This window comes from Nocardia sp. BMG51109, from assembly GCF_000526215.1.
Classification (GTDB): domain Bacteria; phylum Actinomycetota; class Actinomycetes; order Mycobacteriales; family Mycobacteriaceae; genus Nocardia.
This window is the reverse complement of the sequence record NZ_JAFQ01000004.1, coordinates 3,329,405-3,341,786: the sequence shown is the minus strand read 5'-3', so window position 1 is coordinate 3,341,786 and position 12,382 is coordinate 3,329,405. Positions and strand designations below refer to the sequence as shown.

The 12,382-nt window shown below is 67.5% G+C and carries 13 protein-coding genes and 2 pseudogenes; 9 read left to right on the top strand and 6 right to left on the bottom strand.

Annotated elements, in window-relative coordinates:
- Positions 1-201 precede the first annotated feature (201 nt).
- The 4 genes and pseudogenes from D892_RS49185 (at position 202) to D892_RS0116590 (ending at position 3,336) form a co-directional block, all read left to right on the top strand.
- Positions 202-330: a hypothetical protein gene (locus D892_RS49185; RefSeq protein ID WP_255360229.1), complete on the top strand. Its 129-nt coding sequence runs from the start codon at positions 202-204 to the stop codon at positions 328-330.
- Between the two features lie 2 nt (positions 331-332).
- On the top strand, positions 333-1,421 hold the full coding sequence (locus D892_RS0116600; protein ID WP_024802320.1) for an EstA family serine hydrolase: 1,089 nt from the start codon (positions 333-335) through the stop codon (positions 1,419-1,421).
- 239 nt (positions 1,422-1,660) lie between these two features.
- Positions 1,661-1,822, top strand: a pseudogene (locus tag D892_RS0116595) (transcriptional regulator); the annotation flags it as partial.
- A gap of 35 nt (positions 1,823-1,857) precedes the next feature.
- Complete coding sequence (locus tag D892_RS0116590) at positions 1,858-3,336, top strand: recombinase family protein (RefSeq protein WP_084161095.1); 1,479 nt, start codon at positions 1,858-1,860, stop codon at positions 3,334-3,336.
- 3 nt (positions 3,337-3,339) lie between these two features.
- On the opposite strand, the gene D892_RS0116585 is transcribed toward D892_RS0116590, so the two are convergent.
- The 5 genes and pseudogenes from D892_RS0116585 to D892_RS0116565 all read right to left on the bottom strand — a co-directional run bounded on the left by D892_RS0116585 (position 3,340) and on the right by D892_RS0116565 (position 7,920).
- Positions 3,340-3,597: a hypothetical protein gene (locus tag D892_RS0116585; protein WP_024802317.1), complete on the bottom strand. Its 258-nt coding sequence runs from the start codon at positions 3,595-3,597 to the stop codon at positions 3,340-3,342.
- A gap of 17 nt (positions 3,598-3,614) precedes the next feature.
- Positions 3,615-4,489 (bottom strand): annotated as a pseudogene (locus tag D892_RS48570) (replication-relaxation family protein).
- A complete protein-coding gene (locus D892_RS0116575; RefSeq protein ID WP_156959537.1) occupies positions 4,486-6,006 on the bottom strand; it encodes a type IV secretory system conjugative DNA transfer family protein in 1,521 nt (506 codons plus the stop codon). Before D892_RS0116575 ends, D892_RS48570 begins: the two are co-directional and overlap by 4 nt.
- Positions 6,003-7,235 carry a hypothetical protein gene (locus tag D892_RS0116570; protein WP_024802315.1) on the bottom strand — a complete coding sequence of 411 codons (1,233 nt, stop codon included), beginning with the start codon at positions 7,233-7,235 and terminating at the stop codon, positions 6,003-6,005. The genes D892_RS0116575 and D892_RS0116570 overlap by 4 nt, the downstream gene beginning before the upstream one ends.
- A gap of 79 nt (positions 7,236-7,314) precedes the next feature.
- Complete coding sequence (locus tag D892_RS0116565) at positions 7,315-7,920, bottom strand: hypothetical protein (protein WP_024802314.1); 606 nt, start codon at positions 7,918-7,920, stop codon at positions 7,315-7,317.
- A gap of 1,225 nt (positions 7,921-9,145) precedes the next feature.
- Here D892_RS0116565 and cutA point away from each other — a divergent pair.
- On the top strand, positions 9,146-9,625 hold the full coding sequence (gene cutA, locus D892_RS49630) for a divalent-cation tolerance protein CutA (protein WP_369801825.1): 480 nt from the start codon (positions 9,146-9,148) through the stop codon (positions 9,623-9,625).
- On the opposite strand, the gene D892_RS41300 is transcribed toward cutA, so the two are convergent.
- Positions 9,606-10,844, bottom strand: a complete 1,239-nt coding sequence (locus D892_RS41300; protein ID WP_024802312.1) for a helix-turn-helix transcriptional regulator — start codon at positions 10,842-10,844, stop codon at positions 9,606-9,608. The genes cutA and D892_RS41300 overlap by 20 nt on opposite strands.
- A gap of 309 nt (positions 10,845-11,153) precedes the next feature.
- Here D892_RS41300 and D892_RS0116550 point away from each other — a divergent pair, with 309 nt between their 5' ends.
- From D892_RS0116550 to D892_RS0116535, 4 genes are read left to right on the top strand one after another with little or no spacing between them, the layout of a single operon-like run.
- The gene (locus D892_RS0116550; protein ID WP_024802311.1) at positions 11,154-11,426 is read left to right on the top strand and encodes a hypothetical protein; all 273 of its coding nucleotides are present in this window, start codon (positions 11,154-11,156) and stop codon (positions 11,424-11,426) included.
- Complete coding sequence (locus tag D892_RS0116545) at positions 11,423-11,731, top strand: hypothetical protein (RefSeq protein ID WP_024802310.1); 309 nt, start codon at positions 11,423-11,425, stop codon at positions 11,729-11,731. The genes D892_RS0116550 and D892_RS0116545 overlap by 4 nt, the downstream gene beginning before the upstream one ends.
- On the top strand, positions 11,728-11,991 hold the full coding sequence (locus D892_RS0116540; RefSeq protein WP_156959536.1) for a hypothetical protein: 264 nt from the start codon (positions 11,728-11,730) through the stop codon (positions 11,989-11,991). The genes D892_RS0116545 and D892_RS0116540 overlap by 4 nt, the downstream gene beginning before the upstream one ends.
- A gap of 11 nt (positions 11,992-12,002) precedes the next feature.
- Positions 12,003-12,380: a hypothetical protein gene (locus tag D892_RS0116535; protein WP_156959535.1), complete on the top strand. Its 378-nt coding sequence runs from the start codon at positions 12,003-12,005 to the stop codon at positions 12,378-12,380.
- Positions 12,381-12,382: the final 2 nt, after the last annotated feature.

Sequence of the window (12,382 nt, the reverse complement as noted above, 5' to 3'; positions counted from 1 at the left end):
CGGTCCCATTGTATCGAACATACGTTCTATACACGGCGGGTCTAGCGTGGAGGCCGGGACCAAGGCCCTCGACGAGGTCCCGGCGGCCCGACCGATGAGTTTCCCGGCGAGTTCACGTCGTCTACACATAGCCGCGCAGAACCTGCTGGAGGGCGTGCAGGCCGGTTGGCTGAGCATGCCTCGGTGACCTGAGGATGTGACATGTCGGACAGTGAGCCGGATGGTGTGCTGGGACCATTCTCGTCTCCGGACGCGCAGGCGACGCCGTGGGCGTCGGCGATCCTCGACGAGGCGGACGTCCAGACTCGCTACACGTGGCCGGGCCGGTGACGATGTCCGCATTGCAACACCAGATCCACAGTGTCCTCGACGAATTCGTCGATACCGGTGCCGAAACCGGCCTGCAGGTTGCCATGTACCGGCACGGCGCTCTTGTTGTCGACGCCGTCGCCGGGATCGCCGACAGCGCGACCGGGCGCCGGGTGACGCCGGAGACTCCGTTCTTCAGCTTCTCCTCCGGCAAGACCATGTCGGCGCTCATCGCGCACCTGCTCGTCCGGACGGGCGCCGTCGGATACGACACGCCGGTGGTCGATCTGTGGCCGGAGTTCGGTGCCCACGGCAAGGAGTCCGCGACTCTTCGACATGTGCTCACACACTCCGTCGGCGTGCCGGCGATGCCTCGTGACATCGGGCCCGCCGACCTGACCGACTGGTCGCGGGTCTGCACCGCGCTCGCCGACGCCGAACCACGCTGGCGTCCCGGGACGGAGACGGGTTACCACTCGTTCACCTTCGGTTTCCTCGTCGGCGAGATCGCACGCCGGGCCACGGGCAAACCGATTCGGCAACTCCTGCACGACTGGATCGCCGCGCCGCTGGGCATCGACGGTGACCTGTATTTCGGTGTGCCGCACACGGATCTGGGCCGACTGGCACGACTCGAAGACGCCGCGCCGCCACCGGTCGCCCCGCCCGACGGCGATGCCGTTCTCGCGCCCTGGGAAATGCGACCCACCGCGGCCATGGGCAACAGCCACGAGATCCTGCAAGCGGATATCCCGTCGGTCGGCACCTTCACCGCGCGGGGAATCGCCGCCGCGAATGCCGCGCTCCTCGACGGCCGGCTCCTCGATGCACACCAGCTCGAGGAGCTGACGGCGGTGGCCTTCGAGGGCACCGACCAGGTCTTCGGCAATCCCGTGCGGCTGGCCCTGGGCTATCCGCTCGGCCGCCTCGGTGCTCGGCCGGACGAGGCATCGACCGCGTTCGGCTGGGTCGGTGGTGGCGGCAGCTACGTCTATGCCGACACCGCCACCGGCCTCTCTTTCGCCCTGACCAAGACCCGCCTCACCCCGCACTTCGACACCGCCCAACGACTCGCGGACCTCATCGCAGCCGAGGTCGGCCCACACGCTTGAGCCTCTACACCGAGACGACTCTCCGCATCCCGTCCGGCACCGCAAAAATGCACGCCGCCGACCCGGGCGACCAGCACCTACCCGCACCGACCATCGCCCGAGCGGGTCGACGCCGGAGGCTGCCGTCACCCCGGGACACAGGTCCGTGCGTCGGATTTTCCGCGGCGCCGCCCGGCTCCTTCGTGCCTGCTACTCCCAGGGGCAGGCTGGATGTGGAGAACCTGGCCATACTCGATCGCATGGATGAGACAACGCACGGCCGGCCCAGCCTCGGTGAGTTCCTGTCCACGCGCCGGGCGCAGTTGAAGCCGGCGGATGTGGGGTTGCCGGACTACGGCGACCGGCGCCGGGTGCCGGGGCTGCGGCGTGCGGAGCTGGCCCAGCTGGCTGGGGCCAGCGTAGAATAAGTGGCCCCTTCTCCGAGGGAGTGGTCAGAATGTCGAAACCCCTGGTTACGGGTGCTGACGGCACGATTCTAGACATCTACGCGCGGGTGTCGCGGTTGGGGGACGACCGGCAGCGGTCCACGTCGGGCCAGGTGGAGGATTGCACGGCCCGGGTGACCGATCATGGTGCGCGAGTGGGTGAAACGCATGTCGATAGCGGTCGGTCGGCGTGGAATCCCCGGGTGCGTCGTCGTGAGTGGGAACGGTTGATGCAGCGGCTGGAGTCGGGCGCGACCGGTGGTGTGGTGGTGTTCGATATGGCGCGGTTCTCGCGCCGACCGATCGAGGGGGAACGGCTGATTCTGGCGGCCGAGCGCGGCTTGGTTGTACTGGACAGCGAGGGTGAATACGACCTGTCAACAGCCAACGGGCGCAAGTCTTTTCGTGATCAGCTGAATGCGGCGGCGTATGAGTCGGATCGGTTGTCGACGCGTGTGAAGCGCGGTAAGCGGGTGAAAGCGGCGCGGGGCGAATCCAATCACACGCACCGGCCGTTCGGGTACGAGCGCGACGGGTTGACGGTGCGGGAATCGGAAGCGGCCGTTGTGCGGGAGATGGTGAGGCGGCTGCTCGACGGCGAGAGCATGAAACGGATCGCGATCGATCTGAACGAGCGCGGGATAACCACGTCGGTAGGTGCGAAGTGGTCCGGGGAGAAGGTGAAGCGGGTCGCGACGAATCCGCGCAACGGCGGGTACGTGATGCATCTCGGCGAAATCGTCGGCCGGATTCCGGGCGTGGTCCCGTTGATCGATGAATCGGATTGGGATCGGCTGACAGCGAAGTTCGCGGCGCAGGGGCGGGGGCGGCCCGCGTCGGCGGAGTATGTGTGTTCGGGGCTGGTGTATTGCGGTGGGTGCGGTCGTGGGCTGACGGGCCGACCGCAACCGGGCCGGGCACCGTACCCGGACGGTTCGATCCGGCGGCGGTATGGCTGCCAGAAGCGGCTTACCGGCGGTGGCTGTAACCGGGTGTCGGTGGATATGCGGCTACTGGATACCGAGATAGGCGCGTTGGTGGTGGAGATTCTGTCGGACCCACGTCATACCGAGGCGGAGAACGCGGCGGCGGTCGCGGTGGCCAAGCAGCGGCGGCCGATCGCAGAAGCGCTGGCGGAATCGGAAGAATTGGCAACGGAGCTGTCGGGCAGGCTCGGGCGCGGGGAAATCAGCCTGGCTCGCTATGACGCGGCGGTTGCGCCGCTGGATCGGCGTATTGCGGAGTTGCGGGCGAAGCTGGATGCGTTGGACGCGGCGCGGGTGGTGGACGATTCGGAGCAGGCGCGCGCGGAATCGTTCGAGGCATGGACGGCGCGCTGGAAGGCGGCGAACGTGGGCGAGAAGCGGTCGATGATCAAACGCGCGCTGCACCGCAAGCGCGTGAAGATCATGCCCGCCACGACACGCGGCCCCGTCTTCGACCGGACGCGGATCGTGGTCGAACCGATCAGCGGCCCCGTCGCCGCGTAGCGCTCAGGCGGCCTGTGGCCGCTCGTGCGGGCCGTCATCGTCGTTGGTGGCGGCCCGTCGTTCGTCTATGCGCTGGATTATGGCCCCGATCGCGGAGAGTTGGTCACGGTCCAGCGGCGGCAAGCTGCGGGCGATCTTGCGCCAGTAGTCGATCATGTCGGCATCGAAGGTCAGCTGTTCGGGTTCCGACTCAGGAGCATGGGCCGGGCGGGCGCGGCGTCGGCGGGCGTCGAGCGGGATCGGGTCGTTGTCGGCAGGCATCGGGGCTCCCTGGCGGGTCAGGCGGCGTAGGTGGCCGCTGGCGGGGTGGGCAGGGTGGCGAGGCGGTGGCGGGTGGTGTGCCCGGCCAGCCACCAGACGGGTCCGGCGGGGGTGTTGTCGGCTAGGTCGGCGAGGGTGGTGGTGGCTACGGTCAGCCCGGAAATGGTGGCGGGTTGCTGGTCGAGTAGGCGGTGGAAGTTGGTTTGCCGTTTCGGTCCGGGCAGCACGAACAGCACAGGGATTGTGAGACCTCCGGCGCGGAGATCGCGGTATCCCTGCAATTTGTCGATCAGGCGGGATTGGTCTTCGGTGCCGGTGTCGTATTCGAGGAAGAATCGAACGGTGTTGCCGTTTTCGGACCATATGCCGTAGCCGTCCGGGTGGGCTATATCGGCGCATGCTTTGGTGGCTTCGCGTTCGTCCCACCATTCCAGCAATTCGCATCCTGGATTGTTCGGGCGTGGTAGTGCAGGGTGGTGAAAAACTCGTTGATGCCCAATAAATGATCGAGTTGCGGATTGCGAGACAGTTTCAGGACTTTTTCGTGGACGGCGCGGGGAATGGGGATCGGTGCGTCGGTGGTTGCGGCGTGGATCATCGCGCCGAGCGGTCCGAGTGTGTAGCGGTATTCCTGGGAGCCGGGCCGGATACAGGCGCGGAACCGAGCAAGGATGTTCCGGTTGGTGAGCAGGACAAGGCGTTTGCGGGCGGTGTTGTCGTCGGTGAACAGGATGCGGACGATCTGGTGGGCGGTGAGGGCGCGGTGGGCTGCGAGTAGCCCGAGCAGTCGGAGGTCGCGGGGGGTGAGTTGCCGCTGTGCGGCAATCGCATCCGCGATAGTGGGACCCTGCCGGAAGGCTATAGAAGCCTGTCGGGGTTGCCGCGCTGTCATGCCGCACCCCGCCGGGCCTGCGGCGATGTGTCGCCGGGGGTACCCCGGTCAGTCGCCCGGTCTAGCTGGGCGGGTGAACGGGGTACCGAATGGGCGGGTGAGTGGGGTAGTGAAAACCGGTGCTCCACACCAGGATCGGTGCCAAGCGGGCCGCTGGCGAGTTTGCGGTGGCGGGAGTTCGCGGCACGCTGCTCGCGCGACAGTCCGGCAGTGTCGCGGGCGGCGGCCCGCAGTGCTTCGGCGCGACCGGGAATCGGTGGGGGCAATGGCCAGGTGTCGACGCTGAACGGTTCGATCATTTCCCCTTCATGGATTATACGGACGGTGGCGGCGTATCCGTCCCGAAACCGCAAATCAGCGTCATCGAGAATCGGTTCGAAATGCGGAGCGAGTTTCCGCGCATCGTCCGGGGATACCGTGAATACGATTTTGTTGCGGGCGTTGGCTTCGACCGCGCCCCGGATCTCTGGGGGTAATTGTCCGAGGTTCTGGTGGGCCAGGACGAAAGAGACGCGGTAGCCGCGGGCTTCGGCCAGGGCTTGGTCGATACCGATCGGCAGGTGCAGGAAGTTATGACACTCGTCCACGATGATCGTGGCGTCCGCGCGGTCGTCGACCGGGGTTTGCACGCGGCGGGTGGTGGCCTGCCATATCCCGGACAGCAGCAGCGACCCGACGAGTTGAACGCCGCCGTCGCCGAGTTCGCCTTTCGGGAGCCGGGCGACGAGTATTCCGCCGTCCAGGATTTCGGTCAGGTCGAACGTCGCGGCCGGAGCGGCGAACAGATCGTGAGCGAACCGGTGCGACAACACCTCCCGCAACCGCGAGATCACCGGCCCGCTCTGCTGCTGGCGCTGCGCGGGCGTCTGATCGGTGAACCCCTGCCAGAACCCTTCGTAGCCGGTGGGCTCGCCGTACCGGTCGACGATCGGGCGATGGTAGCCGGGCTGGGTCAGGATCGGGATCACGTCGGCGAGGGTGGAGCCAGGACGGCGCGCCAGGGTGAGGCAGGCGGCGGCGAAGGTTTCGTCCATGCGCGGCCCCCACCACTGCGCATACACCTTCCGGAAGGTATCGATCACCATCCGTGCCGCGCGCTCGCGGCCGTCGGCGTCATCGGCGGCCCCGACCGGGGCGGCAAGGACGTTCCATGCCGGGGGCGCAGCACGTTCGGCCGCATCGAGCACGACGAGGCGACCGGCGGCCTCGGCGGGCAGACGGGCGAGAACGTTGTCGGCGAGATCGCCCTGGCAATCCAGGACGACCAGCCCACGCCCCGCGTCGGCTTCGGTCAGCGCGAGATTGGCCAGCCACGTGGACTTGCCCGAACCGGTGACGCCGGGAACATGCAGATGATGACGGGCCGCTTCCACCGTCATGCCAACCGTATAGCCGTCCGGATCGACACCCAGCGGCTTGGGGTCGGCGCGCCCCGGCGCAACGGGCGGGGCCATCCGCAACCGCCGATCAGGGCCGGTGGAAGCAGGAACACTGAGGTTGGGGTGGTCGGCGGTCATGACGGGCCTCCCTTGCTGGTGCGGCGGTGTGGGTCGCGCTGCGGCAACCGCCGCGATGCTGTCCGGTCGGGCCGGGACTTGTGGCCGGGCAGGCGCAGGGCGGGGCGGGCGCTGCGGGTGCGGGCACGCACGGTCGGCAGGCCGTAGCGCGCTGGGTCGGCGGGCAGATGCCAGAGTGCGGCCACTTCGGCCGGGGTGGCGATGAAGCGGCGGCCGGGCCGCCGGACCTCCGTGCGGTAGCGGCGGTAGCGGGTGCGGTGGGTGACCAGGCCGCCGCTGTCGCTGGCGGTGGCCACGGCGTCGAATCCGCCCGCGATCTGCGCCGCTGCCGCCCGCCCGTGCGGTATCGGCTGGGTGCTGGTCACTCCGACACGCAGGGTCGCCGAGAGGTGCGGTCCTGCGGCCTGCTTGGCCTGCATGGCCTTCTGCGCGGCGGTCGCCAACGGCGGCACCGACGACGCGGCCGGACGCGCGCCGGTGGTGGTGCGGCGGGTGTCGGAGAGCGCGAACCGCAAGAGCGCCAACAGTTCCGACAGGGCCGCCGCTGCCCCGCGCATCAGCAGCCGCGCGAGGGTGCGGCGGTGGTAGGTGGCCAGCACCAGTTGCACGACCCCCGTCTCCCCTACGGCGCGGGCGGTCAGCCGCTCCAGCACACCATCGAGAGGATCGACCGCGGTCGTCTGCCGGGTGGAACCGATCGGCGCCCGGGTGGGGTGCGAGTCGATCCACGGTGCCCACGGACCATGGCGGGCGGTGACTTCCTTCGCGACGACCGCCCGGTGCTCGGCGATGATCGGCGGCGTCGTACGGGTGACGGTCGCGCCCGGCCACGCTCCGGTGATCGCTGCCGTGATCTCGTCGTGGTCGATGCCCGGCGGCACCCAGACGCCGATCTGTGTGCGGTCGGCGCTCGCGTGGACTTCCAGGACGAGATGGCGGGCGCGGACGCCGATGCGGCGGGTGCGATGGAGGACGTTGGTGATCCGGCGGGCGAACACGCCGGCATCGCCGGTCACGGTCGCGGCCGGCGTCTGGATGCGCAGCCACACCGCGCGGGTCGCCTCCCGCGCCCGCCAGCGCCGCACCGACCGCGCCCCCGCCACCACGGCGAGCACGGCAGCGACGGCGAGCACGGTCAACAACACCCGGTGCGCGGCCGCCGCGCGCGCCAGCATCGCGAACAGGTCGCCCGGGATCGACCATTCGCCGGTAAGGAATTTCGCAATCATGGTGCGGGCCTTTCGAACTCTGAGAAGACGGTGGGGGGTGCCGGGCGGCGGCGCGCACCGCCCGGCACCCGGGAGGCGATCAGGCGGCGTCGTCCTGATCGATGTCGGCCACGGTGAACACCTCGCCGTAGGAACCGCGCTCCAGCTCGCTCTTGAGATGGCCCCGGCAAACCTCGAGGGTGTGGCCGTCCATGCCGAGCACCGCGACCGCCGGTTGGTGGCAGTGCCGCAACCGATGGAACGTGGTGTCCGTGCCATAGGACAGGTGCCTGTCCGCCTCGCAGTACCAGCCCGGCACGATCCCGCGATGGCTGAGCACGTCCCCGTGCTCGGGGCACCCCGACCACGGAATCTCGCAGCCGCCCGGCACCGGTTCCAGATCGGCCGGTGTCAGCTGAGCCAGCAGCGCCAGCCGCAGCAACACCCGGTGGCCCGGGTCCAGCAGCCCTGCCACGTTCTCCGGGACCGGGGCCTGCTCAACCTCGATCAGCTCACGAAGCCGGTATTCGGCCTCATCGAGCCAGCGGTAACCCAGCACCGGTAACTCCCGATGCAGCCAACCTTCCTCATCGGAACCGATACCTAGCGGGTAGTGACGAAACGTCTGCGATGAGCGGATGTTCTCGGACATGGTGTGCTCCTGAAAATCGTTGGCGGGGTTGGAGGGGGCGGGTTCGCGGTTCATGACGTTCTCCTTCGTTCGGTCGGATCGGATTCCCCCGCGAGCGCGGAGGACTTCGGCGCACTGTGCGCGCCTCGTGTTTCCCATGTCGGGTCCCTTCCGGTTCGGTCTTTTTCCCTGGTGCCTAAATCCGGTTCCAAGCGCGCTTTTCGGCACCCGGCCGGTTAACAATTTCGTGAATATCGGTTGGTGCCCCCGGCTCCGCCGACGGAGGCGGCGCGCGGGCCGGGCGCGTCCGGCGGCGGAATCGGCTCATAATCTGACCTCCCCTCGGCGACCGAGCCACCGGCATTCCCGGCCGCAGAGTTTTCCTCGCACTAGGCACTGGCAGCGAGGGGCCCGATTTGGGACAACTCGAACAGTCACAATCTGGTTTCAATGCCGCACCGCCTCTCTGATCGGTGGTCTGCATGAGGACTCCTGTCCCGGGCCTGTTTATGGACATCCCGGATCCAAAAAGTTCCTCACGGCTCACGGCTGGCGCTCGGCTGCGATCGACACGGGACCAGTGATACGCCGGGGGAACCTCCAAACAACCCCGAAGTAACCCCCAAACAACCTCCAACCAGTCACCAAACAACCTCCAGTCAGTCACCAAATCAGCCCCGACGGAATCACAACCGCAGGTCATCGGCCTACACCGGTCGGCCCGAAAGTTTCCGGAAAAAAGTTTTCCGAGCCACCGCCCTAGCCCGCCCGGGGTCGGACACCGGGGTTAGCGGCGAGCGCACCGAAACCGCACCCAAACGGCACCCGCGTCGCACCCAAGCGACACCCGCCGGACACGCAACACCTGGTCAGAAGCTATTTCTTCCGAACCCAGAACTTTCTCCGGAGCGCAGGAATCCCGTGCGCACTGGAACCGGTCCGCCGGGACGCTGTTTTCGCCATCGCCGGGGAAACTTCTTCGTCGGGCGCGGGCCTCGCGCCCGTACCGGCGTTCTCGCCGCATGTGTCCCGGCGGTCGGATCCAGACATCAGCAGCACCTCCAATCGGTAGGACGAGGCCGACGAGAACGGAGCGCCAGTGAACCTCCCGGGGTGCCACAAAAACGCCACACGAGAGCCACACGACAGTGACACGACGAGTACAAACGAATTCGCCGATTGGCATATGATCAGCTAAAGAGAGGTCCGTGCCCGCAACAAAAAGAACTTCTAAAATTGTCGAGCGACCTTTGCGCGCGGGCCGCGAGTAACCACCGCGTCGGACAGTATCGGCGTGGTGATGGCGCTCGTCTCTCGCAGCGAACCTCACCGCGCGGGGGCCGCCGGCCGGGAGCGGGTGAACACGCCTGGCCCCGATGGGTATCACGCTGATGCTCGTGATCGCGGCCGTCGGGTGTGGGTGTTGTTCGACGTTAGGGTGTCAACCATGACGACGGCGAGAGTGTGGACGGTTACCTCGACAACTCCGACCGAGGACGCTGCGCGAGTCATCGCAAAAGCAGTGGTGGCTGAGCGGCTCGCAGCGGGAGCGGAGATAGCCGGGCCTGCGATCTCTGTGTTCTGGCACCTTGGCGAGCTCGGCGAGGGCTCCGAGTGGCGGGTCTCGCTCCGCACCTCAGCGGCGGTCCGTGATCGGCTTGCGGCACGGGTCTCGGAGCTTCACCCGTGGGACAGTCCGGAAGTAACCGCGACGCCGGTCGCGTGGTGCTTGGACACCTATGTGGAATGGGTCGAGCGCACTACAGCCGGGGAGGGATAGGCACGCGAACGGACGCTGTCCGCCGCGCCAGGTCGGCGGCGCCAGCGATTCCCGCTATAGCGCAGCGTTGCGCAACCTCTCGGACTCGAGCAAGTGGCCGAGCGGAAGCGACGGCGCCCGCGAGCCCGAAGGCTCGCTCTGCGGTCGACAGTGCGGCCGTATCGGCTCCAGCATCGAGATATGCGTCAGCGAGCCACGTCAGGTACAGGGCCTTGTCCCGTGCCCAGTGATCGGGGTACGCAGCGAGGGCATTTTCGAGTGGCCTGATCGCCTTGTCCGGCTGGTGCAGTACCGACCAGACGCGCCCGGTCATGATGTCAAGCTCGGCGTGGTCTACCCATCCACACCAAGGCGCGTCGGCTCCGGACTTCTCTTCCAGCGCATCCCGCGCTGCATCGAGGGAGCGGGCGGCACCGTCGCGGTCACCCGACGTTGCCAGGGACCACGCCCGCCGTGATTCCAGTAGCGCTCTCGCTTTCGGTTGCGCGCTGGGTCCGATTGCGGCGCAGGCGGAATCGGCCGCCTCTACCGATTCCCCGGTACCGCTGGCATAGGCGATGTGCACGAACGCGTTTGCCGCCAGCTCGCGGCTCGCTGATTCGTCGGCAGCACGGCGGCTGTACTCGAAAAGGTCGACGGCTGTGGCCTTGAATCCGGCATCGAACGCAGCCCATCCAGACTGCTGCGCCTGCTCTGCGGCAAGCTCGGTGAGATCACGCCGCACGGCTGAGCTACAGCTCGATCGGCTGAGAATCTGCTCGGTATGCGCAAGTTCGCCGAAATACATGCGGAACGTATCAGCACCGCCAAGGTAGCTGTCGACGCTCACCAGCCGTGCGAATCTCTGGCGAATCTGCTCGACATCAGTCGCGCCCACCCCGCGCGGCAGATGCGGCAGTGCACTAGCGCCCATGCCAGCGAGGGCTAGGAAGGCTCTGCGTTTCGTGGCTTCATCCCTTTCGGCATCGCGCTGGGTCCGTTTCGGATACAGACCGAGGTCATCCGGTGACCGGACATCCAACAATGCCATCAGTACGCGCCGCGTTGAAGTCCGCGGCCAAGAGATTTCACCACATTCGATTCGGCTGATCGACTGGGCATCCACAGCCGGACGCCGTCCGGTCTCGGCCTCGACCTGAATGCAGATCAACTCGGCCAGCTCGGCCTGCGTCCATCCCCGAGCCAACCTCAACGACTTGAACTGTTCGTTCGTCCCCACTGCCCCTGCCGGTTGATAGCAGTTGTTTGCCCATAGTTTTGCGCTGTTGCGCGGACCACACAACCGGAACGCTTGAATCGGGCCCCGGCGCCGAGAGTTCGGCCCCTTCCTCCCATTGGGGGCTGCCGGGGGTGCCGACCTCTGGCGTGTACATCCTCGGTCGGCGAACTGGCACCTCGGCGCTGGGCGCCTTCCAACTTCCACGGGAGGCACACACCAATGGAACCAGAAACCATATCACCGGGTCGGCTCGCGATACTTTGCATCCGGCCAGACCTGACCGGCGATCTCAGCCGCGACGAACAGCAGATGACCGAGATCGGCGTGCGGCTCGGATACGCCGTCGACGGGGTGGTCGTCGTGTTGGCCCCGTCCCGCGAGTGGCCACTCACAACGGTCGAGAACGCCCTGAAGCGCACCAAGGCCAACGCGGTCATCGTGCCCGATCTGGAACATATCGACGGTCTCGATCGGCAGATACGCGAGCGGGCGCAGATCGTCACGGTCGAGGGCGAGAAGATCCTCGAGCGGGCCGGGCTAACCGCCGAACTGGCGAAGGTGGCCCGGGCAGGCACGGCATGAGCGCGCCACGCGGCAACGCAGTTGGCCTGGTCCGGGCCGACCTCAGCGAGAACGTGGCCGACGACCAGAAGGCAGTCCGGGCGTTGGCCGGGTGGGCTGACCTGGAGTTGGTCGAGGGGCTGGTGTTCGATGCCGCCACAGATATGCCGACGCTGCGCCTGATGGAAACGGTCCACCGACACCAGGCGACCGTGGTGATCGTCCCGACAGCGGCGCACCTCGGAGACGGGTACCGCGCGTTGCGAGAGACGGGCATCGAGGTCCTGTGCACTGCGGCGGCCGATAGCAGGGGTGAGTCGGCATGAGCACCGCTACCCCCCTGGATGGGCCTTGGATGTTCGCCTCGGCGTGCGGTGCGGCGGCGGTCAACAGCAGCACTGGGAAGCTGACAGCGGTCGCGTGTCCGTCGCGGCTGTGCCCGCCCGCCGGACTGGTCCCGCTCGATGAGTACGGCCGGATCAGCCCGCACGAAGGGCTTGTTCCCGGTATCTGCCCGTTCATCGGGTACCGGGTGGTGCCCGATCCCGGGGTGAACCTGCGTGATCCGACGCGGCGGCGATCATGAGCGGAGCCGTCATGGCAGTCACTGCCGTCGTGATCTGCGGAGCAGTGATCTGGATTGTCGTCTGGCCCGACCTCAAGGAGCCGCGCGACAACCCACCGATCGTGCAGACCGCCAGGCACTCCCGGCTTACCGAGCACCCGAAACAGCAGCGGTGGCCGGATGATCCCCCGACGATCGCCGTCGTCCCGTACACGCACGCGCCGCCGGGCCGACCGTTCACCGTGGCCGAGGCGCACACGGTGATGCGCCAGCACCTCGAATGCACCCCGGGCGACTGCGCCCGCAAACGCGAAGCGCGCCGGGTACTCATCGAGGCGGGCGTCATACGGCCAACTCGTCGCAAGCGTCGCACGCAACAGCTCTTGTCATCGCAGCGTAGGCGGCGGTGAGC

Coding starts and splice junctions, on each gene's coding strand:
- D892_RS0116565 (WP_024802314.1), bottom strand. CDS start 7,920: ATGAACCGCGAACCCGCCCCCTCCAACCCCGCCAACGATTTTCAGGAG.
- D892_RS0116540 (WP_156959536.1), top strand. CDS start 11,728: ATGAGCACCGCTACCCCCCTGGATGGGCCTTGGATGTTCGCCTCGGCG.
- D892_RS0116585 (WP_024802317.1), bottom strand. CDS start 3,597: ATGCCTGCCGACAACGACCCGATCCCGCTCGACGCCCGCCGACGCCGC.
- D892_RS0116570 (WP_024802315.1), bottom strand. CDS start 7,235: ATGATTGCGAAATTCCTTACCGGCGAATGGTCGATCCCGGGCGACCTG.
- D892_RS49185 (WP_255360229.1), top strand. CDS start 202: ATGTCGGACAGTGAGCCGGATGGTGTGCTGGGACCATTCTCGTCTCCG.
- D892_RS0116535 (WP_156959535.1), top strand. CDS start 12,003: ATGGCAGTCACTGCCGTCGTGATCTGCGGAGCAGTGATCTGGATTGTC.
- D892_RS0116575 (WP_156959537.1), bottom strand. CDS start 6,006: ATGACCGCCGACCACCCCAACCTCAGTGTTCCTGCTTCCACCGGCCCT.
- D892_RS0116600 (WP_024802320.1), top strand. CDS start 333: ATGTCCGCATTGCAACACCAGATCCACAGTGTCCTCGACGAATTCGTC.
- D892_RS0116590 (WP_084161095.1), top strand. CDS start 1,858: ATGTCGAAACCCCTGGTTACGGGTGCTGACGGCACGATTCTAGACATC.
- cutA (WP_369801825.1), top strand. CDS start 9,146: ATGGCGCTCGTCTCTCGCAGCGAACCTCACCGCGCGGGGGCCGCCGGC.
- D892_RS0116550 (WP_024802311.1), top strand. CDS start 11,154: ATGACCGAGATCGGCGTGCGGCTCGGATACGCCGTCGACGGGGTGGTC.
- D892_RS0116545 (WP_024802310.1), top strand. CDS start 11,423: ATGAGCGCGCCACGCGGCAACGCAGTTGGCCTGGTCCGGGCCGACCTC.